This window comes from Bacillus sp. XT-4, from assembly GCF_050864245.1.
Lineage (GTDB): Bacteria > Bacillota > Bacilli > Bacillales > Bacillaceae > Bacillus > Bacillus altitudinis.
This window is the reverse complement of record NZ_JBPAFI010000001.1, coordinates 573781-596866: the sequence shown is the minus strand read 5'-3', so window position 1 is coordinate 596866 and position 23086 is coordinate 573781. Positions and strand designations below refer to the sequence as shown.

Here is a 23086-nt window from a genome sequence, read left to right as displayed (position 1 = left end):
TCCTTAGCGTGACAGGCTGGTGCGGCCTTTCACAAATTTTCTTTCCAGTAGCATCGTGATCAGTTCAATACTGATGCAAATCAGCCAATACACAATTGCAATGATGACGTACACTTCAAACATGCCTATCCCGTAGTTATTGCCTAGGATGATTTTGACCTGTCCCATCATATCAATGAGTCCGATTGTAAATGCAATGGCGGTATCTTTCACGAGATCAATGGTGTAATTTCCGAGGTTCGGAAGTGCAATGAGAAAGGCTTGCGGAATAATGATCCTCATTAATGCCTGCGTATCTGTCATCCCAACAATGTAAGCTGCTTCAAGCTGATCTTTCCCAACAGAGGAATATGCACTGCGAAAGACTTCAGATAAATAAGCGCCCGTATGTAACGAGAATGTGATCATCACAAATAACACACGATCCCAATGATTGATTTGAATTCCGGCCATGAGTAAAAGCTGAGGCAGGCCAAAATAAATCAGAAATAACTGAACAATGAGCGGTGTACTTCGTGTAAATGACAAATAAATGACCGCCAATTGTTTCAGCACTGGAATTTGTTTGATTCGAATGCAAGCAAACAGCAATCCGATGATGATGGCAAAAAACAATGACACCACAATCATAAGAAATGTGAGTGGCAGACGATCAACCACTTGTAAAAAGATTCTCAGCCAATCTCCAGCTGTAAACGTCATGGCGCTTCCTTCCTTTCTTCATATTGATAGCCTTGCTCTGATATATAGTCAATATCTTGAAAGAAATCAACGCCAAACCATTTCTTCGCAAGGTCAGGTAATGTTCCGTCTTCTATCATCTCTTGTGTCACTCGGTCCAATTGTGATGCTAGTTTCTTTTGGCTAGGCTGTAAGACAAGATAAATAGGTTCCTTTGAGACAATGCCGCCCACTTTGACTTTCAGGTGAAGATGTTTTTGAATCGTATCAAAGGTCGAAATATTCATAAAAGCCGCATCGGACCGTCCACTTTCGACTCGTTTTAAATTGAGTTCGTTTGAAGGGCTTTCAATGGTCGTGAGCGGAATTTTCGGATCATTTTCTTCATTATATTGATTTAATATGGAACGAAGGCCGCCGCTAGGACTGACGGGAGCGAGCTTTTTTGATGTCATATCGTCTAGAGATTGAATATCTTGCTCTGATTCATTCACAATTAAACCTGTCATCGAATAGCCGTATGGCACCTTAGGATAAAGAAAGCGTTTTTCACGTTCAGGATTACTGAAAAACCAATTAGCCGCCATTTCAAATTTCCCAGCGCCGATCCCAATTAAATTGGATTCTTCCTCGCCAAAGATATAATCAAAATGAATATGTGGCAAACGTTTCTCGACTTCATTTAAATAATCGATGTTATAGCCAATCGGCTCGTTGCGGTCATTTGTGGCTAAAAAAGGCGGATTGACTTCTGCGCTTAGTGCGACTTTGACAATTTGTTTGCCATCATCTGTTGTTGTTTTCACACTGCTGCAGCCAATAAGAGAGAGGAGAAACAGAAGGATACCAGCGGCAGTGAATAAAGTCTTGCGCTTCATCTGTCTTCCTCCAATCCTTGCCACATCCCGCGATGAATTCTTGATAAAAATTGTTTCGTCCGTTCATGCTGAGGCTTCATCAGGACGTCTTCTGGTGAGCCTTTTTCAACGATTTCCCCATCTGCCATAAAGATCACTGTATCCGCTACATCCTTTGCAAACGAAATTTCATGCGTCACAATGACCATCGTCATTCCTTGGCTCGCAATATCTTTCATCATTTCAAGGATTTCTCCGACCATCTCTGGGTCCAGTGCGGACGTCGGCTCATCAAATAAAAGCACCGCAGGATTCATGGCAAGCGCACGGGCAATTCCGATTCGCTGCTGTTGACCGCCGGATAATTCGCTTGGAAATGCTTCTTTTTTATGAAGCAGTCCAATTCGTGTTAACAATTGCTCTCCGATTTTTTCTGCCTCTTTTTTAGACATGTTTTGAGACACAATCAATCCTTCTGTGATGTTTTCAAGTGCTCGTTTATTTTGAAACAAGTGATAATGCTGAAACACCATAGACGATTGCTGTCTGAGTTTTAGAAGATCTTTTTTTCGATATTGTTCAAATTGAATCGTAGCTTCTCCAACTGTCAGCGTTCCTTTGTCTGGGATATCAAGGCTGTTTAGACTGCGGAGAAGTGTTGTTTTTCCTGATCCGCTCGGTCCAATAATGGCGACCACTTCACCTTCTTGTACGGTGAAATCAATTCCTTTTAACACATGAGTTGACCCATAGGATTTATGTAGATTAGTAGCAGAAATCATAAAAGCATCACGTTCCTTTGACATATGTACTTAATATTGATAAAATTTAACACATTAAATCCTATAAGTAAAGTGTGTTTTAATAATACCTATTGGATAAATCGGATATGATAGATTGCTAGAAACAGAGGAGTTGGATACGTTTTGTCTAAAGCATTATTTGTCGATACAGATTTTCAAAAAAATTGGCTAAATCAACTAGAATCCCTTCGTGAAACGATCGAACATTCTGCAAAAGAACATGATGAGGGTGCCTATTTTCCTAAACAGAATATCGAATCATTAGTAGAACTGGGCTATACAACGTTGTCTCTGCCTGTTGAGTACGGGGGCGGGGGTCAATCTGTAAAGGATATGGTCCTTTTTCAAGAAACGCTAGGAAGTATGGATGGAGCAACTGCCTTATCGATCGGCTGGCACCAAGGAGTTGTTGGTGAAATTTATGAAAAGAAACTATGGAATGAGAAGCAGCTGCAATTTTTTGCTGAAGAAATCAAAAATGGGGCTCTTGTGAACCGGGCCGTCAGTGAGGCGCAGACAGGGAGTCCAACAAGAGGAGGCAAACCTGGAACAACTGCAACGAAATCAGGAGATCATTGGGTGATCAATGGCCGGAAAACATTCACAACGATGTCACCAGCACTCACATACTTTCTCGTCGGTGTATGGATCGAAGAAAAAGAAGCGATGGGCTTCTTCTTAATTCACCGTGATACAAAAGGTGTTTCTATAGAAGAAACGTGGGATGTTGTTGGCATGAGAGGAACAGAGAGCCATGATTTAATTCTAGATCAAGTGGAAGTCCCAGATGACATGTTGGTTGAAGTGCAAAAAGGACCTCGGGGCGGTATGCTGAATCCTTGGATCGCACATATCCCTTCCTGTTATTTAGGGATTGCGCAAGCGGCAAGAGACTATGCTGTTCAGTATGCCATCACCCATTCACCGAACAGTATTAGCGGAACAATTAGCGAACTGCCAAATGTCCAAACACTGATTGGCGAAATTGATTTACTACTAAAGCAAGCACGCCATGTCATCTATTCAACGACAACATTGTATGAGCAGCCAGAGAAAAGAGAGCTGTTAATCAATGAATTCGGTGCTGTGAAGCATACAGTCGTCAATCATAGTCTGCAAGTGGTCGATAAAGCCATGCGTTTAGTCGGTGCAAAAAGCTTAAGCCTTAGCTGCCCGCTTCAACGTTACTATCGAGACATTCGTGCTGGCCTTCATAACCCACCAATGGACGATATGACGATTTCGAAAATTGCAAAGCAAGCGATAGAAGAGAAAAAATTGAACGTACAATAAACAGAAAGCCGGATAAAACCGGCTTTTTTTATTGAAAAAGAGGACGAGCGGCTCTTATTTCTGATCAGCCAGCATGCTACAATCGATTGCAATCATGAGCAAAGAGGGTGATTGTTTGCAAAAAAAGAAGATGAAATGGCTGATTGCTGGCGCGATGCTTGTAGCACTTTGTATGAGCAAGCCTGCATCAAGTGAAGGAACATCTCCAAAATGGTCCGTCGATGAATTTATGAAAGATCGGGAAGGCACATTTGTGATTCAAGAAGTAAAAGAAAAATCACCATGGGTGTATAACAAAAAAAGAGCGAACAAGCGCTTTGCACCTCAATCAACGTTTAAAATAGCAAATGCCTTAATCGGACTTCAAACAGGTGCAGTTAAAGATGAATACGACATTAAATATTGGGACGGAGTAAAAAGAGAGATTGATAATTGGAATAAGGACCATACACTGGGCTCTGGCATGAGAGATTCAGTCGTCTGGTATTATCAAGCTATGGCACGTGACATCGGGGAAGAGCGCATGGCCCATTGGATAAAAGCCATTCATTATGGGAATCAAGACATATCTGGCGGAATCGATCAATTTTGGCTAAGCAGTACGTTGCGCATTTCTCCAGTAGAACAAGTCCATTTCCTAAAACAGTTATATGAAGAAAGTCTCCCATTTGACCTATCGGTTATGAGAACCGTCAAACGAATGATGATACAAGAAGAAGAGAAACACACCACGCTATACGGAAAAACAGGCTCCGGATCAGGCATAGGCTGGTACGCAGGCTTCATCAAACATGAAAACAAAACCTACATCTTCGCCACAAATATAGAAGGCACCGGACTAGAAGCAAAAGAAATCACCTATCGTATTTTGAAAAAATATCATTTGGTAGAAGCATCCGTTTAGGGTGCTTTTTTTATGAGTGAATTTGGGGATATATTGATAAAAAGATGATACTTGGGTTAGTTTGAAAGGATGATATATTTTTAGAAAAATATTGAAACGTTATCTTAAATATATTATGATATATGACGTATTGTTACAAATGTTACAAATATATGATAAGGAGATTAATATGAACCTAAAAAGAAAAGTAAATTGGAAAAGAAATATTGCAGCGCTTCTAGCCTTTGTGATGCTTATATCAATGTTACCTTCTGACATTTTTGCAGAAGAACATGTAGAAAATACAAAATCAAGTCATAACAGCATGCCAGAAACAGACGATTCAAAAACCCTTGAAATAGCAGGGATTGATGAAGCTGAAATTGGTAAAGACGGAGAAGTTCTTTCGGAAAGAACAGCCAATAGCAAACTTTTCTATGAAGGAGAGGGAGTATTTACGCAAGAAGTATATCCTGACCCCATTCATATAAAAGAGTCACCAGATGCTGAGTGGGAGGACATCTCTCCAGAGTTAAAAGCAACTTCGAAAAAAGAAATAGAAACGGAAAATGCAAGGTTAGATTCAACCTTTCAAAAACAAATGAAGCAAGGGCTTTATGCTACATTCGAACACAAGAAGCATCAAATTGAATTTTCAATTTTAAAAGCTTCAGGAACAAACAAATCAGAAATTCGTTCCAAAGATACCTCTGCACAATTTAAAGAAAACACCAACGAACTTACATACGAAGAGGTATTTCCACATATTGATTTACGATCATTTACTTTTAATGAAAATATCAAAGAAGATATTGTACTCAAACGATATGATGGCTACAATTCTTTTACATTTAAAATAAAGACAGATCTAACTGGAGAAATTGAGGAAGATGGTTCTATTAGATTTTTTGATCAGAAAAAACAGACCATTTTTCAAGTTCCAAAACCGTTTATGACCGATTCAAATCTAGATGAAAAGTCAGGCGAAGTGGCTCGATCAGAAGATGTGAGCTTTGAATTGCAAAAAGAAGATGATGGCTATTTACTTCGTGTAACTGCTGATGAGAAATGGCTTAAGGATCCTGAACGAGTTTATCCTGTGTCTATCGATCCATCGACTTCTTTATCTGTTTCATCAGACACATTCATTATGAGTGCATACCCAACAACAAACTATTCAACATCTACGCAAAAATGGGATGCTAATCTGAAAAGTTATGTCCTGAAAACCGGTTATTATGATAAAACAACTGGTACAAACTACGCGTTCATGAAGTTTAATTCATTCAAACCGATTCAAAATATGAATGTAACAAAAGCGACGCTCAAAACGTATGTTGCTCATTCATATTACGGGACGAAAGCAACTGGTCTTTGGCTTGATACAGTGAATGCCAACTATGATCATACAAAGCTAACATGGAACAATAAACCAAGTTCTAAAAACATCGGTAAGGCCAACGTATATAAAGGACAATGGGCGAGTTATGATGTGACATCGACCATCAAAGCTTGGAATAGTGGAACAGCTAACTACGGCTTTAAATTACATGCTAATGGAAATGGACAAGACCATTGGAAAAAAATAATCTCATCAACAAACTCAACCAAAAAACCAGTCATTGAAGTCACATATACCATTCCACAAGCAAATGCACCAACTGTAAAAGGTTTTAGTAATGGAAATGGGACAGGTTACTTAAACTTAAGTTGGAAAAAGGTGTCTGGCGCAAAAGGTTACAAAGTGTGGCTATACAACGGAAAAGAATATGAAGCCATTTCAGTTGGGAATGTAGCATCATGGAGTACAAAAGGAAAGAATATTTGGCCGACAGCAAGCGAGATTGCAGCTAAGAAATATAAACTTCATTTAGATGGAAAAGGGGGGACAGAATTAGCAGTTGATCCTTCCCCGGTTTACAAAAACTCAGGTGGTAATTATGCGACAAGCAAAAATTATTGGGTAGCTGTAAGTGCGATTTTCGACCAAGGTGAAGGCGCAATGTCAGCAAAAGTAAAACCTGTCGTGCCGAATGTGGCTAGAGCGAAAGCACCTAGTACAAAAGGATTCAATAATAATAACGCAACAGGTTACTTTGATCTTTCTTGGACTTCAGTTTCCGGTGCGACCGGTTATAAAATACAAATGTTTAATGGGAAAAGCTATGAGACATTGGATCTCGGTAATCAAACATCATGGTCAACAAAAGGAAAAAAAGTATGGCCAACAGCTGCTGAGATTAAAGCAGGTAAATTTGCATTGCACCTCCAAGATGGAAAAGGGGCTGAGCTTCCAATTCATCCTGGTGCGACTTATAAAAATGCTGGAGGAGATGCGGCTCAAAAACATTATTCCTTCAGAGTGATCGCCTACAATAAAGATGGAGAAGCTATTGCTTCACCGCCATCTGGACCAACTTTACCTGATCTATCTAGACCAAAAGCTTTATCTGGATATGCTTATACGAATACGAAAGAGAGCCAAACAGGTTATATCAATTTACATTGGGACAAAGTAAAAAATGCAAAAGGATATAAAATTAACATCTATAATGGTAAGGCATATCAATCATTTGATGTTGGTGATGTCGATCATTGGACAACACAAAATAAGAACATTTGGCCGACTCCTACTGAAGTTACAAGTGGGAAATATGTGCTTCATACAGATGGTAAAGGCGGGGAATTAGCGCTAGACCCATCACCAGTTTATGAAAATGCGAATGGAAATTATAAAGGACGCAAGAACTACTCCTTTACCCTTTCCGCATACGATGCAAATGGAGAAACCATTCCGACACCAGCCTTTAACCCGACATTCCATGAAGGTGCCGAATTCCTTGGAATAGAGGATTACTGGTCGATTATTGATATACCAGACGGCCAGCTGAATGGTGCAACTGGTAATGTGATTGTCAGTGAAGAAGAAATGTCGATCGATGGAAGAGGACCGGGACTTGGAATTGGTCGCACGTATAACAGTTTAGATGCAGCTGACCATCTGTTTGGTCAAGGGTGGTACGCAGATGTAGAAACTAGTATCACTCCAACAAAAGAAGGTGCCATCTATCTTGATGAGGATGCCACAACTCATATTTTTACAAAAAAAGCAGATGGTACGTATCAACCACCAACAGGTATTTTCCTTGAATTAACGGAATCAAAAGATGAATACATGTTAAAAACGAAGGATCAAACCTTTGCACACTTTAGTAAAAATGGTGGGAAAATCACCAAGATTGTAGATGGACATAAAAATACAACGACATACAAATATAACGAAAACAATCAGCTCACTTCAATGGAAGATGCATCTGGCCGAAAAATAACAATGGAATATGATGAAGATGGTCATATCACCTCGGTTCAAGGACCAAAAGGAAAAAAACTTTCATATGAGTATGATGCAGGCTTTCTAATAAAAGTCATTGATTCAGATGGAACGAGTATCTCATATGAATACGACAAAGAAGGCAGATTGATTAAACAATTCTCTCAAAACAGCACAGAAGATCAGCCTGTTTTTACAGAATACCAATATGAAAATCACCGTTTAGTCAAAGCGATCAATGCAAAAAAAGAAACCTTTGAGTATGCATATGATATGTCTAAAAAGACACTCATGCTGACGCAGCCAAATGGTCGAAAAATACAGTATACGTATAACGAAGCAGCCAATCCAATTCAAGTTGTAGATGATGCGGAAGGTTTGAAGATTACGACCAAAACCAAATATGAAGGAAATCAAATCGTTGAAGAAACTGATCCCAATGATGTAGAAAAAGGAAAAGCTACAGAAAGCTATTCGTATGACAAAAATGGCAACGTCATTCAAGCGAAAGATGCTTACGGGACAGAAACCTACGAGTATAACAAAAACAACGATGTCACTAAAGTAAAAGATACAGAAGGAGATATTACAGATATCGCCTATGATGGATTAGATGCTGTATCTGAAACGGATCAAAGTGGAAATATGTCTTCAGCAAGTATTTATGATTCGTATGGGAATTTGGTACAAACGAGTAAAGAACTTGCTGCAGGTGCGAGTATATTAAAAAATGGCAGTTTTGAAGATACGCTAACTGGCTGGAAGCTTACAGCATCTAAGGATGATGGGAAATTAGCGCAAACAGCTGGAAAAAGTGGTGCTTTGTCTGGCAGTCGAGTGTTAGAGATCAGTTCACAATCGACAACTGAAGGAACTGAACTTGGCTATTCTTCTGCTACTCAAGAAGTGACACTAGAGCCAAATACGACGTATACACTGAGTGGAAAAATCAAGACAGAGCTAACGAAAGCAAGAGCATTTTTTAACATTGATTTAAGAGATACAAACAACAAACGAATTCAATGGATCAGCAACGGCTACAGCACATTATCAGGCAAAAACGATTGGACTAAACGCCAAGTCACGTTTACGACGCCATCTCATGCAGGTAAAGCTGTGATCTATATGGAAGTGGATCATCGAGATAAGGCTGGAAAAGGAAAAGCCTGGTTCGATGAAATTCAGTTAGAAAAAGGCGAAGTTTCATCAAGTTATAATCCAGTCAAAAATAATTCCTTTACGGATAAAACAACAAGCTGGAGTGGGTCAGGTGGTTCATTAGATAATGAAGAAGGCTTTAACGATGACGTTTCGTTAAAAATGACCAGAACATCTTCATCTCAAGCGAATGTCATCTATAAACAATCTGTCCCGATTGAACAAAGTGCGAATGATCAATCTGTGTATGTCACCTTGACTGGGATGTCTAAGTCTGAAGATGTCAAAGCCTCAAATGAAAATGATTACTCACTTCAAGCGTCCGTCACGTATACAGACGGCACAACAGGAACGTTTAATGCAAAATTCCCAACCGGTACACAAGAATGGAACCGAGCGGCGGTTGTCATACCAAAAACAAAACCATTGAAAAAAGTCGACGTTCAGATTGTTTTCCAAAAAAGCGCGATTGGAACGGTTTGGTTTGATGATATCCGTCTAGTAGAAGGTAGTCTGTTAACGAAAACTACTTACGACGAGAAAGGGAACTATGCTGTTAAAGAAGAGGATGAGCTTGGTTACTCATCTCAATCTGCCTACGACGAAACGGGCAAAAAGCTTTCAGAAACAGATGCGAAAGGCGAAAAAACAACATTCGAATACAACCAGGCAGACCAGCTGAAGAAAATCACTTTATCTAACGGGACATCCATTGTGAGAACCTACGATAAAGAGGGCAATGAACGGTCGAAAACCATTCGTGCTGATTCAGATCAGACGTATCAATTTGAATATGACCTGATGGGCAAATTGACGAAAACCATTGATCCTTTAGGAAATGTGTTAAAAAGTGAATATGATGCGAATAGCAACTTAATCAAAACCATTTCTGCTAATGGACATGAAGTGTCTCTCACGTATGATGGAACAGACCGAGTGAAATCCAAGTCATACAATGGAACAGAAAAATATAACTTTAGCTATGATAAAAACGGAAACGAAACAACGGTTGTCAACAAAGAACAAAACACAACCAAAAACAGAACGTTCGACCAACAAAACCGCATCACAAAGTTAGCAGAGCGTGGCAGCAGTCAAACTTGGACGTATCCAGCCGATTCAGATAAACTGAAATCCTTTGAATGGACACACGGAAATCAAAAAGGGACGAACCAATTCAGTTACAATAAGCTTGATCAAATGACGCAGATGAAGGATTCGAGTTCTACGTATTCGTTTGATTATGATGAAAATGGAAATGTTCAGTCCTTTATTACAGGTAACGGCAGTGGTGCTAGCTTTGCTTATGATGAGCGCAATTTAATTAATGATTTGCACATTGGAACAAGCCAAGGGGCAACGATCTTAAACGAAGCTTACGAATATGATCAAAATGGAAACAGAATAACGATTGATCAAGGAAGCAATGGGAAGATTCGTTATGAATATGGAAAATTAGATCAATTGATCAAAGAAACTCATCCAGAAGGCACGGTCATTGAGTACACATATGATGGGTTTGGAAACAGAAAAACCGTTACGATTGAAAAAAATGGCACTAAAAAAACAATCAACGCATCATTCAACATCATGAACCAACTGACAAAGGTAAATGATGAGACTTTAACTTATGACAAAAATGGCAACCGAACGTCTGACGGGCAATTCCTTTATGAATGGGATGCAGAAGATAACATAACGGCCATCACGAAAAAAGGCGAAGACAAGCCATTTGTCACTTACAAATATGATGAGCGTGGATATAGAATTCAAAAAACAGTGAATGGAAAAGTCACCAATTATTTTTATGATGGTGATAGTCTGAATGTTTTATACGAAACAGATGGAGACAACGAAGTCACAAAAACATACACATACGGTGAGAGTGGACAACTCCTTGCATTCACGCAAAATGGAAACAAATATTTCTATCACTACAATGCACACGGTGATGTCATAGCCATCACAAATAGTGCAGGAAAAATCGTTGCTGAGTACGAATACGATACATGGGGCGTTCCAACAAAAGTAAAAGAAAATGAAGAAGTAAAAGGAAACCCATATCGCTATGCTGGTTACCGCTTCGACGAAGAAACAGGACTTTACTATCTAATCGCCCGCTACTATGAACCAAAAAATGGCGTATTCCTATCACTTGACCCAGACCCAGGAAGCGATGGAGATGCACTAGATCAAAACGGATATACCTATGGAAACAACAACCCAGTCATGAATGTAGACCCAGACGGCCATTGGGTATGGTTAGTTGTCAATGCAGGATTTGCGGTATATGATGGATACAAAGCTTATAAATCGGGCAAGGGCTGGAAAGGCGCAGCTTTAGCAGCAGCATCTAATTTTGGACCAGGGAAGATATTTAAGGGTGCAAGCCGAATTTTAAAAGGTGCACATTCTGTATATACATTAAGAAAAGGTAAAAAGGTCGTTTATGTAGGAAGAACAAAAAATGTTAAGAAAAGAAAAGCTGCACATAAAAAGAAACACGGTGATGCTTTCTTTAAAAAAGAAGAAAGTGGTTTAACCTATGCTGAAGCAAGGGGGTTAGAGCATCGTTTGTATCTACAACATGGTGGAAAGAAAAAGCTTCGAAATAAAATAAGACCAATTAGCAAAAAGAACAAAAAGTATAAATATTACTTGTCGGAATCAAGAAAATATAAATAAGGAGTGTGCTTTCAAATGGGTTTTTGGGAAGAAGAACATAAGAAAAAGAACATTATGATCGGTGATGACGGGTTAGATATTTTTGAAGAAGCGATCGAACAATTTTATGAAATGACTGAGGAACATTTGGAGAGAAAGCCAACGATGGATGAGATGCTTTTGACCATCATGACGGTCTTAAATAACGGAGGCAGCCACTATTTTGATGATTTAAATGAGAAAGAAGTAACGGATATTAAAGTAACAACTAAAAAAGCAAAAACTTTAAGTAAAGTAGAACCAGGAGCTATTATTGAACTCCCGTTAGAAGAAATTGGAAAATTGAGCTATGCTTTAATCATTTCAGGTGAGGGAAAAAATCAATATGATGATATTTTAATCCAATACTATGATTTGTTTGTTGATGACAGAATAGAAAAAAGTGAGTTAAAACAATTGATAAAAAAAGAGAATGGACTATTTGTTGCAAGTACAGGATTGACAGGATTTTTAAGTGGTTCATGGAAAGTCATTACAAAAATAAAGCAAGATTTTATAAAAGAAGAGGATCTTCAAAATCTGAAATTCGTGGAATACCGAGATGGAAATTATTATGTAAGCAAGGGTAAAGAAGGTCACGATGCACCTGTTAGGTCCTTAGAGGTTGCTGATCCAAAAACCGCTAAAATGATATTTAACCCGATTGGTATGTATGGCGAATACATTATTAAAAGTATTCTTACTTTATATTTTAAAGGTATGTCAATGGAAGATATTATTAAATACGAAATATAGGCATCTATCATGAGGGTCAGCTGATAAAGATGATTTGTTTTAAAAGCCTTATGGAATAGTAGTATTTCAAAAAGTAAGCAATATAGCTTTCTATCGTTTAGCAAACAAACCTCCACTTTATCAGTAGGAGGTTTGTTTGCTTTAAAGATCATTTGAGTTTCTACAGTAATTGAGGTGAAAAAATTGAAGAAAGTTAAATTAAACACAATGACCAAAGAATCTATCGCAGATATCGAAAAAGAAATAACAAATATCGCACTGAATCTAGTGAAAGAAAAACAAGCAAAATTTAAAGATTTAGGTTTAACAATCAATGCTGAATTTGGAAGATTCGTATATGGAAAAAAATATAGAGGGAGAGAAATTCAAGTCTCAGATTGTTTTACAGCAGGATATCATTCATCCATATATTTTTCAGTAGATTATCTAAATGGCGAAGAGTTTCATGATGGTGAAGAAGGTGATCAAGGCTATTGTATAGACCATCTTGATATTTGGATTTGTGTATCGAATAATCTCGTGAGCAAAAAAGGATATTTAATAGCATTTGAAAATGAATCAGATTTGCGGGGAATGATTATACCATTAATTGATGAATTGTATAAAGAAGCAACAGAAATTCTTCAAATCCTACGCAACTAGGATTTTTTCAACCGGTCTAAAAGGGAGAGAAAAGGTGCTTTGATGGGAACAAGATAAAGTAGAGCATTTGTAGTAAAGAAAGCAAGTAAAGGAAAAAGAATGAGCAAACCATTCAAAGCCATGATGAATAAAATCTTATTAGGAGGCTTATAAGGAGTGCATTTCAAAAATATACAATTAATGTCAGATGAAGATCGTGGGAACTTAGCCAGCCAATCCCTTTGTATGACTGAAATGTTTTTATACGAATTAGAAAAGAAATTTAAAACGAAAGATTGTGCGGCTATTGTTTTGATATGTGGGCCTTTTAAAGACTACAAATTAATTAGTACTTCAAAAGATGAACCAGACATCTTATTTATAAAAAATACGTACGAGCTGGAAGTACCCTTCCGTTACAGTGAATTTGAAAATGCAACAAATAAGAAAAAGATCTTAGCAGATACTTTGGGAAAAGCGATACTCTATCTTTGTGAACTGAAGAATTGGGACAGTCAGCTAGTCAAAGCAACATTTAAGAAAATGAAGGAGAAGGAATATAAAGCGGAGATTAAAGGGAGAACAAAACTAAGTCCCGATAAAAAAAGAAAAGCTTACCCACTTATCGAATTAGATTTAAAACAGTTTACTCTTTATCTTGTAGTTGAAGACAATAAAAGAAATATCTTAGATAAAAAATTAATTGCTAAAACCGATACTTACTTAGAAGAAATTTCCTATCATATGAGAGAGCTTAAGTGGTTAACGGATCATGAAGTGGCACTTTTCAAACGTGCAAATAAAACAGTTTATACAAGTATACGTTTATCGTGTGAGAATAACCTAAAGAACACAATATATAAAGGGGTATTCTAAATGGGCTTTTGGGAAGAAGAACATAAGAAAAAGAACATCATAATTGGTGATGATGGATTAGATATTTTTGAAGAAGCGATTGAACAATTCTATGAAATGACTGAGGAACATTTGAAGAAGAAGCCAACGATTGATGAGATGCTTTTGACAATTATGATGGCTTTAAACAATGGAGGTAGTCACTATTTTGATGATTTAAACGACAAAGAAGTAACGGATATTAAAATAACAACTAAAAAAGTAAAAACTTTAAGTAAAGTGGAACCAGGAGCTATATTTGAACTCCCATTAAAAGAAGTTGGGAAATTGAGCTATGCTTTGATCATTTCGGGTGAGGGGAAAAATCAATATGATGATATTTTAATCCAATACTATGATTTGTTTGTTGATGAAAGAATAGAAAAAAATGAGTTAAAACAATTGATAAAAAAAGAGAAAGGACTATTCGTTGCAAATACAGGCCTGACAGGCTTTTTAAGTGGTTCATGGAAAGTCATCACAAAAATAAATCAAGATTTTATAAAAGAAGAGGATCTTCAAAATCTGAAATTCGTGGAATACCGAAATGGAAATTATTACGTAAGCGAGGGTAAAGAAGGTTCCGATACACCTGCTATGGACTTAGAGGTTGCTGATCCAAAAACGGCTAAGACTATATTTAACCCGATGGGTATACGTAGCGAATACACTATTAAAAACATTCTTACTTTATATTTTAAAGGTATGTCAATGGAGGATATTATTAAATATGAAATATAGGCAGTTTACAGCGTAAAATGAGTTTTGAGAAAGGAATGGTGTAATAAATGGCTGAACCAAAAATGCTAGACTGTTTAAATAAAATACGAAATGTCTTAAAGGGGACGATCACAAGAGAACAAGTGTCTGATTGGGCTGAAATTTACGTTTCTGCAGACGATCCAGAAATAGACGATGATGAAGTTTGGGATATGCTGATTCTTTTAAGTGGAATTGATTTGAAAGATTCACCTAATTCTTACTTACATTCTGTAGATGATTTGAATGACTGGTTAGAAGAATACAAATAGTTCCTATGTATGAGCTTGCTAAATTCTTATGATTAAGCCCATTTATAAATAAAAGGCGTGACGCAATGTCTATGCATCCGAAAGAATTAGAAACCACCATGCAATTACCTGCGAAAAAGTGTTATGACTATTTCATCAAAAAGATTGTTGATTTTGAAGAGGTTTGGTCATTAAGAAACGAGAAGGGGTGGGTGATGTCAGAGGATGATTATCGTGTACCGCAGCTTCATTTTTGGCCGACAGAGGAACATGCCGCTTATTGTGCGATCGACCAATGGGAAAAAACAGTGCCAGAAATGATTGATTTAGACGATTTTATAGAAGAGTGGCTGCCGGGAATGTTAGCAGATGGAATCAATCCGTCCATTTTCTATAATCGAAATAATTCGTTGTCAATTGAAATTCAAACATTAAAAGAAGATATAGAGGAAGAATTAAAAAACTACTAGTTCGACAAGAGTGGAGGTAGTTGTTTGAAACGGCTTGAAGATTTATTTATTCGTTCAGAAAAAGAATTCAAATTCTATCAGAATTTAGTAGACCATGTGTTTGAAACAAGTAAAGAGCTGCCACAACAAGTTTTTCGTAAGACATTTGATTGTTTTTTGTTTCAAGAGTTTGATTGGGCATTGAGTGATGATATTTTACCAACCATAAAAGAGTTATCAACTGTTACACAAGATAGAGAATTTTTGACTGCAGTCCTTCAACCAGATCCAACCGCATATTATTTGAAGGAATTTGGTTATTATCATTGGCTGAAAGCGAGTGTGAACATTTCAGGTGAGGATTATGTAAATGCACTATGGATGCACCCAAAAGGTTCCATAGCGGATAATATAATCACGCATTCGAATATAGTTGTCTGGTTAGCTCATTCTTTGCAGTGGGCGATTTGGGCAGATAGAGATATGGAAATTTGTATCATAGGAATGGTATCAACAAAAGATTCTGTGAAAAATAGGTTATTAAAAGAAGGGTGGAAACCAATGGATCACCCTGTTTTAGCAAATTGGTTTGAAGGATTATTGAAGGATCAAAAAACATTCAATGATTATTACACTCAAATGCTCTCTCATTATGCGTCATGTTACAAGCGGTGAAATGGATTATTAATGACTGATGATAGACTTACCCGAAGATATGAAAGGAGCATAAAGTGAAACATTTGTTTATATCCGATCCAAAAGAATTTGAACATGTTCTATCGTTTGTTCATTCGCTCATTCACAGTACGAAGACATTCCCTGATCAAGTGTTGAAAACGAAAACCCCTCATTATTTATTCGAAGAATTCCATTGGTTGTTATCAGATGATGGTTGGGAAATGTTAAAAGGTTTAGCTTTGAATCATCATGATGACTATATACTCATGGCTGTATTAGATGAGCAGAAGAGCATGGATGATTATTATCATGATTTTGGTTATTATCCTTGGGTGAAAGTACCGTTAAACCTTACTCCAAGTGATTACCTCGATCTCTTAACGGATTATCCGATAGAGAGTGTAAATGATAGCATAATGGATATTGCTTCACGTGTGATATGGGTTTCCCCTTCTGCGAAATGGATCATTTATGGCGACAGAGGTTATGAGATAGGAGTACTAGCGATTCTTCAATTAGAACAAATGAATAAACAATTGTTAAAAACGTGGAGAATTTTAGATGAGATTGTATTAGGCTGGATTTCAGTTGTATTTCCGAATCAAAAACTTCCTGATGATTTTAAAAAAGAACTGATTCGAAATTATACAAACGTAGAATGAAATAACTTCATAAGGAGGAAGACATGAATCAAATAGACAGTGTGTTATCTATACTAGATGAGTCTTTTCTAAATAAAGAGTTTCCATTATTAGATAATGGGAACTTTGATTTTGCCAAAGGGAAGCTTTCTCTATTTACTAGAGAGGAAAATTGGCTGATCACGATTCAATTATTCGGTTTATCGAAGGTAGGACCGTCTATTGATTTTTTTGCGATTGGTCATGATTTGAAGAATGGATCAATCAATTTTCTACTGGATGAGCTTTTTGATTTCGTGGATCATCATCATGAAATAATAGATGATGATGAGATAGAACATGGGTTCACAAAGCATCCTTTACGGATTAGATTAAATGGAGACTATTTTCATGTTCAAATACCAGAGTCATGCCAAGCTGATGTAACAGAGGAAAATGAATGGATTACTTTGTTAAGAGAAATGGCCAAACATCAAGATTTGCTGGATAGTTTATGGATGACAGATCAAGAACAATTTGACATCGTTCAGCATGTATATGATAAACCGCTCTACACAACTGAATCATGGTTTCATCCAGAAACGCATAGCCAACTCCCTAGTCAATCTCCTTTTTTTCAATCGGTTGCGAAGAGTTTGATCTATCAAGATCCAACATGCATTGTAAATATAAACACGAACACTGACTGGAGATTATGGTCAGATTTTGATACTGTGGAATATTTTTAGTTTCGTCTGATGTTTTAAATCGGTGAGGTGGAGCAAGTAATGAGAATCGTATTAGCAAAAGAGGAAAATCTATTCGAAGTAAATGAATTAATAAAGAAAATCAATTTAAACGTAGAAGAGTATCATTGGGTCATAAGTGATGTGACACTCCCAATGCTTCATGATCGGAATAATCAATCTCATTCAGAAGTCATGCCGGATTATACGGATTTTTTATTTCTGAAGGGTGAACATTTCAAAAAATTCTTACATGACTATTCTTATTCTTTTATTTTCGCTGTTTTGACCGCATTGCCTCGTCATATAGATCATTTGAATATTATTTCAATACCTCAAATTGAAGATAATGAACGATATTGGAACGTAAATTATACACCCGTTATCCCTCAAGCCGTGTTTGAAATCGGATTTTTTGATTCGACAGATGTTATTTTTACAGGAGATCAGAAAATCTTAAGCGAATTTCGAAAAAAAGCGGACTTTATTTCATTTGAAGAATATTTACAAACTCCGTGACACGATAAGAATAGAGTTCATCCTGAAAAAATAGGAGAGTGAATGAGATGTTTAATAGTGTACAAAAATGGATCGATTATCTAGATGGTGGTTGTAATGTACTTGGAGTCACATTTGATTTGTTTCATAAAGAATTAGTACTGAGCGTAAAAGTATCAGAATTAAATAAAGTTACTCAACATGAAATACGATTTATGAATGTGGCGAGTCTTTATTATAATGGGGGTGAAGGTAATGATAGATTTGAAGAATTGATACAAGAAGAGATGAATTGGCAAATTTTTGAATGTAGTTACCATCCTAATGGGATAGGGAACCTTAAAAATGTACTTCTTGAAGAATTTGATTCAAATGCAAATTTTCTATTTAACATCAATGGGATGTTACTCGCAATAGAATCGAAAAACGTATGTTTCGATTCACAAGAATTTATTTGCAGTGTATAGGAAGATCTCATTAGCGTCTAAATAAGAATTAAAAATAATGAGAGATTGGGGAAAAACCATGAGAATCAGCCGTGATAAACAAGGTTTATTCGATGATTTAAAACAACGTTATCAATACTTATTAGATTCATCTTATCCAGATGAAATCGTCTCTTTTGAAGAAGAAACCGGTATGTACTCAGATGATTTTTATATGTTTTTTTCACTTGTTGCAGGCAGCTTAAGTTATGTGGTCGATCATAAACGAATACCGAAAAAACAGTTAAACGTGCTGCGTCAGTCATTTGAAGAGCAATACCCTCAAATCAAATCGTTTCAACACATCCTTGAATCGTATCCTTTATTACATTCCTATATCCAGTACTATGAAGAAACAAGAAAACGAATCATTGCATTTATACAATAACCTCTTGGAGGATAAACGATGACATGGTTTTTAAATGAAAAAATCCAGAAACAAATCCCTGATTTCAATATCAACCATCTAAAGCAAATCAATGAATTTCACTACTTTAAAGAGTATAATGAACATTACGACTTGATCAACTGTATTCATCTACACATCCCATACGAATCTGCAACCCATAAAGCAGACATTCATCTGAAATTTACCAACGTCTCTTCTGTTCAAATCAAAGATTTGGAGTTAACAAACGATTCCTATCTTTTTTTGAACATTCAACTTTTGGATAGAGGCTGGGAATATTTGAATTACTTTGTCGAAGATTATGAAGAACAGTATTTTTCTTTTTACTGTCAAACGGTTCAAGTCATACAAGTCGTATCAAATGAATCGGGCTAGTCGCTCTACATATGTGCGAATCATACTTCCCCATCCCAACACAGAAAGGTGCAATGACATTGAATCGAATCATGAAATGGCTCTTATTTGCGGCGGTCATCGCTGGATTATTGGTATGCGCATTCTTTGTGTTCCGTTTCAACCAGCCTAAGCCGACGACGAACATCCATTATGCAGACACACAAAACAAACAGCAAACACTGGATATATATATGCCAAAGGGAAAAGATGAAGACAAAAAGAAGAAGCATCCAGTCATGATCTATCTCCATGGCGGCGGCTGGACAGGCGGCGATAAGAATAGAGTCGCTTCAAAGGCCGATTATTTTACGGGTCAAGGGTATGTGTTTGTTTCAATGAATTACAGGCTTCACCCTGATGCCAACTTCGAGCAGATGGCAGATGATACGGCAAGCGCTATTAAATGGGTCAAGGATCATGCAGATGAATATCAAATCGATTCGTCAAAAATCAATGTCATGGGTCACTCAGCGGGCGGTCATTTGACGGCATTGGTTGCTACAGATTCGACTTACTTAAAACGTGTGGGGCTGTCGCCAAAAACGATCAATTCTATCGTGATTTTAGATGGACCGTTAAACATCAATCAATTTATACAAGCCATTCCATCGTACAAAAAAGTCTTTGGCAAACAAGAGGAAAACTGGACAAAAGCATCACCGGTCACTTATATGAATCAAACGAATGTACCGCCTGTTTATTTGGTCACAGGCTGGGAAAATCCTGAGGTGTACCGATTTGCAGAAAAACTGAATCATGAGAAAGGCTCACGGTTTGTGTTTCGGGTTCATTCGCTGAGCCACAGTGATTTAAATAAATGGTTTGGATCTGACAGAGCGCCAAAAGAAGCGCAAGACATGACAAAGGCTGTGATGGCTTTTGTCAAAAAACAAAATCAATAACGAAGACCGTATGCTAGGCAATCGATTTTGCCGCAGTATATGATATAGGATAAACGGTTTGTATTAAAAGGAGTGTATATTGTTGTCATCAAGAATGGAAAATAAAGTGTTCAATTGCGAAAAAGAGCTGACGCTGAATATTATCGGCGGGAAGTGGAAAATGCTGATTTTATGGCACCTTGGCAGAGAAGGGACAAAACGGTTTGGTGAGTTAAAGTCGTTAATGCCTGGAATTACGCAAAGAATGCTTGTCAATCAGCTAAGAGAATTAGAGGAAGATCACATTGTGCATCGGGAAGTTTATCCTGTCGTTCCGCCAAAGGTTGAGTATTCTCTCACAGAACTCGGAGAAAGCTTAATGCCGATTTTAGAGGCGATGTATGATTGGGGAAAACAATATCTCGATAGCAATTTTTTAAAGGATGATAAATAGAAAGACGATAGATGTAGACAAAGAGCTAAAATCATTTTATTTTAGCTCTTTGTTTTCTTTTCAGCGTGACTTGAAAACCTTTGCAGTCTAGGAAGGACGAGTACTGGAGTGGCATCATAACACAGACTTGACACCGAATGCGAGGATTTGTCAGTACGTTTAGATACTGGTCGAAAAGACAGTGTCTTTTTTGTAACCATATGCGAAAAAGTATAGTATGTAAAAAAAAAGTGCGTACTTGGATTGCTTCCATCCTGTTGTTATACTCATTTCATCGTTCAAGAAGCCCTATTCACGGAGCTCTTGAAGATGAGATGAAAAAACGGGAGTGAACGTTCATGAAATTACAATTAGCGTTAGATTTAGTGAATATACCAGAAGCGATCGAGCTGATCAAAGAAGTAGAAGCGTCTATTGATGTGGTGGAAATTGGGACACCTGTTGTGATCAACGAAGGGCTTCGTGCTGTAAAAGAAGTCAAACAGGCGTTTCCGAATTTACGTGTGCTGGCGGATCTTAAAATTATGGATGCTGCCGGTTATGAAGTGCAGCAGGCATCTGAAGCTGGAGCGGATATCGTCACGATTCTTGCGGCAGCGGAAGATATGTCTATCCAAGGAGCGGTGAAGGAAGCAAAAGCAAGAGGGAAACAAATTTTAGTTGATATGATTGGGATCAAAGATATCGCCGGCCGTGCGAAAGAGCTGGATGAGCTTGGGGTAGATTATATTTGCGTGCACACAGGCTATGACCTGCAAGCGGTTGGTCAAAACTCATTTGCGGACCTCATGACCATTAAACAAGTGGTCAAACAGGCGAAAACAGCGATTGCAGGTGGTATTAAGCTTGATACATTGCCTGAAGTCGTCAAATTAAATCCAGATTTGATTATTGTCGGCGGCGGCATTGCGGCTCAAGACAATAAAGCAGAAGTGGCTGCGCAAATGAAGCAGTTGATTGCACAATCATGAAAATAAGTGACTATGTGAGAGCCATTCTAAGCGAGCTTTCTGAGCACTCGCCCGCTATTCAAGACGAACAAGGAGAGCAGCTTGTCAAAAGCATTTTAGCGGCTCGAAAGGTCTTCGTCGCAGGGGCTGGCAGGTCTGGTTTGATGGGGAAATCGTTTGCGATGAGACTCACGCATATTGGTGTCGAAGCTTATGTGATCGGTGAAACGAATACGCCTGCTTTTACATCTGAGGATTTATTGATTGTAGGGAGCGGTTCTGGCCGAACAGAGACGCTGCTTGTGCTCGCGAAAAAGGCAAGGGGGATTGGCGGAAGCGTGGCGTCGTTCACGCTTTCAGCTGAGTCACCTATAGCTGATCTATCGGATGAAGTCATCTTACTGTCAGGTGCGCCCAAGGATCAACATGAAGGAAATCATCATACGATTCAGCCGATGGGCTCATTATTTGAGCAAACTTTGCTTCTTATGTACGATGCGGTCATCTTGAGATTGATGGAAATGAAAAAGCTCGACACCCATAAAATGTACGGTCACCATGCGAACTTAGAATAGCCGTGATGAAAACCTTTCCTTTTTTGAAGGAAAGGTTTTTTTAATACATGGTACTTAAAAAGAAGGATCACTTGACATATAGGATAAGATGTAACTATAATAGTTACATCTTAAAAGAAAAAACGTAAGCAACGGAAGGAAGATGAAGATGAAAGTGCAAATTTGGTCAGATATCGCCTGTCCTTTTTGTTATATAGGAAAAAAACAGTTGGAAACAGCGCTTGAGCAATTCCCTCATAAAGAACAGGTAGAAGTAGAGTTTAAAAGCTTTGAGCTTGATCCGAATGCACCTGTTGCAGTGGATTATGATGTGCATGATATGCTTGTCAAAAAATATGGCATGAGCCGTAGCCGGGCCATCGCGATGAATGAACAGGTGAAACAGGCGGGCAAGGAGAAAGGAATCGATTTTCAATTCGATCCACTCGTTTTGACAAACACCTTTGATGCCCACCAGCTCGCACAATATGCTGGAAAAATGGGAAAAGGCGATCTCGTCATGAGTGAGCTGTTTCAAGCGTATTTTACAGATGGAAAGCATGTTGGTGATCGTCAAACCCTTTTAGATATCGCAGAAAAAGCAGGTCTTGATCAGAACGAAGTACAGAAGGTTCTAGACGGGCAAGAATTTGCAGACGATGTGCGAGAAGACGAAAAAGAAGCAAGACAGCTCGGGATTTCTGCTGTGCCTTTTTTCTTGATCAATGATCAATATTCGGTTGCTGGTGCACAGCCAGCAGATACGTTCCTTCGTGCACTTGAAACGGCTTGGACAGAAGAGGCAGCGCAAACGGAGAAAGTGGCTGATGCTTCATTTGAAGAAGCATGTGCAGATGGCGTATGTGTAGTGCCCTCGCCAAAAGAAGAAGTATAATCGGCATTTTCCCTATCTTTGATAAAAGATAGGGATTTTTGTTGATTAATAATTAATATGCCTTTATACTTAAGTTATCTT

The 23086-nt window shown here is 37.9% G+C and carries 24 protein-coding genes; 21 read left to right on the top strand and 3 right to left on the bottom strand.

The genetic code is table 11. The annotated features are described in order from the left end of the window. Window positions 1–3: 3 nt before the first annotated feature. From ACRRMM_RS03195 to ACRRMM_RS03185, 3 genes are read right to left on the bottom strand one after another with little or no spacing between them, the layout of a single operon-like run. Complete coding sequence (locus tag ACRRMM_RS03195; RefSeq protein WP_008342617.1) at window positions 4–702, bottom strand: amino acid ABC transporter permease; 699 nt, start codon at window positions 700–702, stop codon at window positions 4–6. Further along, window positions 699–1559: an amino acid ABC transporter substrate-binding protein gene (locus ACRRMM_RS03190; protein WP_428828463.1), complete on the bottom strand. Its 861-nt coding sequence runs from the start codon at window positions 1557–1559 to the stop codon at window positions 699–701. Before ACRRMM_RS03190 ends, ACRRMM_RS03195 begins: the two co-directional genes overlap by 4 nt. Then, the gene (locus tag ACRRMM_RS03185; protein ID WP_007501396.1) at window positions 1556–2344 is read right to left on the bottom strand and encodes an amino acid ABC transporter ATP-binding protein; all 789 of its coding nucleotides are present in this window, start codon (window positions 2342–2344) and stop codon (window positions 1556–1558) included. Before ACRRMM_RS03185 ends, ACRRMM_RS03190 begins: the two co-directional genes overlap by 4 nt. A 120-nt stretch (window positions 2345–2464) precedes the next feature. On the opposite strand from ACRRMM_RS03185, the gene ACRRMM_RS03180 reads away from it, so the two are divergent. From ACRRMM_RS03180 to ACRRMM_RS03080, 21 genes are all read left to right on the top strand, one after another. Next, window positions 2465–3634, top strand: coding sequence for an acyl-CoA dehydrogenase family protein (locus tag ACRRMM_RS03180; protein WP_331832524.1), 1170 nt, complete (start codon window positions 2465–2467; stop codon window positions 3632–3634). Between the two features lie 115 nt (window positions 3635–3749). After that, window positions 3750–4538 carry a BPU family class D beta-lactamase gene (blaBPU, locus tag ACRRMM_RS03175; RefSeq protein ID WP_081114540.1) on the top strand — a complete coding sequence of 263 codons (789 nt, stop codon included), beginning with the start codon at window positions 3750–3752 and terminating at the stop codon, window positions 4536–4538. Window positions 4539–4842: 304 nt separating this feature from the next. Beyond that, on the top strand, window positions 4843–11691 hold the full coding sequence (locus tag ACRRMM_RS03170) for a DNRLRE domain-containing protein (RefSeq protein ID WP_428828981.1): 6849 nt from the start codon (window positions 4843–4845) through the stop codon (window positions 11689–11691). Window positions 11692–11706: 15 nt separating this feature from the next. Then, window positions 11707–12465 (top strand): hypothetical protein, encoded by a 759-nt coding sequence (locus tag ACRRMM_RS03165; RefSeq protein WP_254000680.1) that lies wholly within the window; start codon window positions 11707–11709, stop codon window positions 12463–12465. A gap of 174 nt (window positions 12466–12639) precedes the next feature. Continuing rightward, complete coding sequence (locus tag ACRRMM_RS03160) at window positions 12640–13107, top strand: hypothetical protein (protein WP_428828462.1); 468 nt, start codon at window positions 12640–12642, stop codon at window positions 13105–13107. 156 nt (window positions 13108–13263) lie between these two features. Beyond that, window positions 13264–13962: a hypothetical protein gene (locus ACRRMM_RS03155; RefSeq protein WP_428828461.1), complete on the top strand. Its 699-nt coding sequence runs from the start codon at window positions 13264–13266 to the stop codon at window positions 13960–13962. After that, window positions 13963–14721, top strand: a complete 759-nt coding sequence (locus ACRRMM_RS03150) for a hypothetical protein (RefSeq protein ID WP_428828460.1) — start codon at window positions 13963–13965, stop codon at window positions 14719–14721. It abuts the gene before it with no gap. A 47-nt stretch (window positions 14722–14768) separates the two neighbouring features. Continuing rightward, window positions 14769–15011, top strand: a complete 243-nt coding sequence (locus ACRRMM_RS03145; protein ID WP_254000679.1) for a DNA-binding protein — start codon at window positions 14769–14771, stop codon at window positions 15009–15011. Between the two features lie 65 nt (window positions 15012–15076). Next, window positions 15077–15460, top strand: a complete 384-nt coding sequence (locus tag ACRRMM_RS03140; RefSeq protein ID WP_322535883.1) for a DUF2750 domain-containing protein — start codon at window positions 15077–15079, stop codon at window positions 15458–15460. Between the two features lie 24 nt (window positions 15461–15484). After that, on the top strand, window positions 15485–16114 hold the full coding sequence (locus tag ACRRMM_RS03135; protein ID WP_056705355.1) for a hypothetical protein: 630 nt from the start codon (window positions 15485–15487) through the stop codon (window positions 16112–16114). Window positions 16115–16170: 56 nt separating this feature from the next. Beyond that, window positions 16171–16779, top strand: a complete 609-nt coding sequence (locus tag ACRRMM_RS03130) for a hypothetical protein (RefSeq protein WP_017358071.1) — start codon at window positions 16171–16173, stop codon at window positions 16777–16779. A gap of 23 nt (window positions 16780–16802) precedes the next feature. Then, entirely contained in the window at window positions 16803–17486 is a 684-nt protein-coding gene (locus tag ACRRMM_RS03125) for a DUF7003 family protein (RefSeq protein ID WP_046344065.1), read from the top strand. Between the two features lie 39 nt (window positions 17487–17525). Continuing rightward, window positions 17526–18002 carry a hypothetical protein gene (locus ACRRMM_RS03120; protein WP_017358069.1) on the top strand — a complete coding sequence of 159 codons (477 nt, stop codon included), beginning with the start codon at window positions 17526–17528 and terminating at the stop codon, window positions 18000–18002. A gap of 47 nt (window positions 18003–18049) precedes the next feature. Further along, a complete protein-coding gene (locus ACRRMM_RS03115; RefSeq protein ID WP_255835831.1) occupies window positions 18050–18448 on the top strand; it encodes a YxiG family protein in 399 nt (132 codons plus the stop codon). A gap of 58 nt (window positions 18449–18506) precedes the next feature. After that, window positions 18507–18854 carry a YxiJ-like family protein gene (locus ACRRMM_RS03110; protein ID WP_255835832.1) on the top strand — a complete coding sequence of 116 codons (348 nt, stop codon included), beginning with the start codon at window positions 18507–18509 and terminating at the stop codon, window positions 18852–18854. 18 nt (window positions 18855–18872) lie between these two features. Then, entirely contained in the window at window positions 18873–19250 is a 378-nt protein-coding gene (locus ACRRMM_RS03105) for a hypothetical protein (protein ID WP_081114544.1), read from the top strand. A gap of 53 nt (window positions 19251–19303) precedes the next feature. After that, window positions 19304–20173, top strand: a complete 870-nt coding sequence (locus ACRRMM_RS03100; RefSeq protein ID WP_428828459.1) for an alpha/beta hydrolase — start codon at window positions 19304–19306, stop codon at window positions 20171–20173. Between the two features lie 94 nt (window positions 20174–20267). After that, the gene (locus ACRRMM_RS03095; protein ID WP_034646559.1) at window positions 20268–20606 is read left to right on the top strand and encodes a winged helix-turn-helix transcriptional regulator; all 339 of its coding nucleotides are present in this window, start codon (window positions 20268–20270) and stop codon (window positions 20604–20606) included. Window positions 20607–20944: 338 nt separating this feature from the next. Then, a complete protein-coding gene (hxlA, locus tag ACRRMM_RS03090; RefSeq protein WP_007501390.1) occupies window positions 20945–21577 on the top strand; it encodes a 3-hexulose-6-phosphate synthase in 633 nt (210 codons plus the stop codon). Beyond that, window positions 21574–22131: a 6-phospho-3-hexuloisomerase gene (gene hxlB / locus ACRRMM_RS03085; protein ID WP_017358065.1), complete on the top strand. Its 558-nt coding sequence runs from the start codon at window positions 21574–21576 to the stop codon at window positions 22129–22131. The genes hxlA and hxlB overlap by 4 nt, the downstream gene beginning before the upstream one ends. 148 nt (window positions 22132–22279) lie before the next feature. Then, window positions 22280–23005 (top strand): DsbA family oxidoreductase, encoded by a 726-nt coding sequence (locus ACRRMM_RS03080; protein WP_428828458.1) that lies wholly within the window; start codon window positions 22280–22282, stop codon window positions 23003–23005. The last annotated feature ends 81 nt before the right edge of the window (window positions 23006–23086 follow it).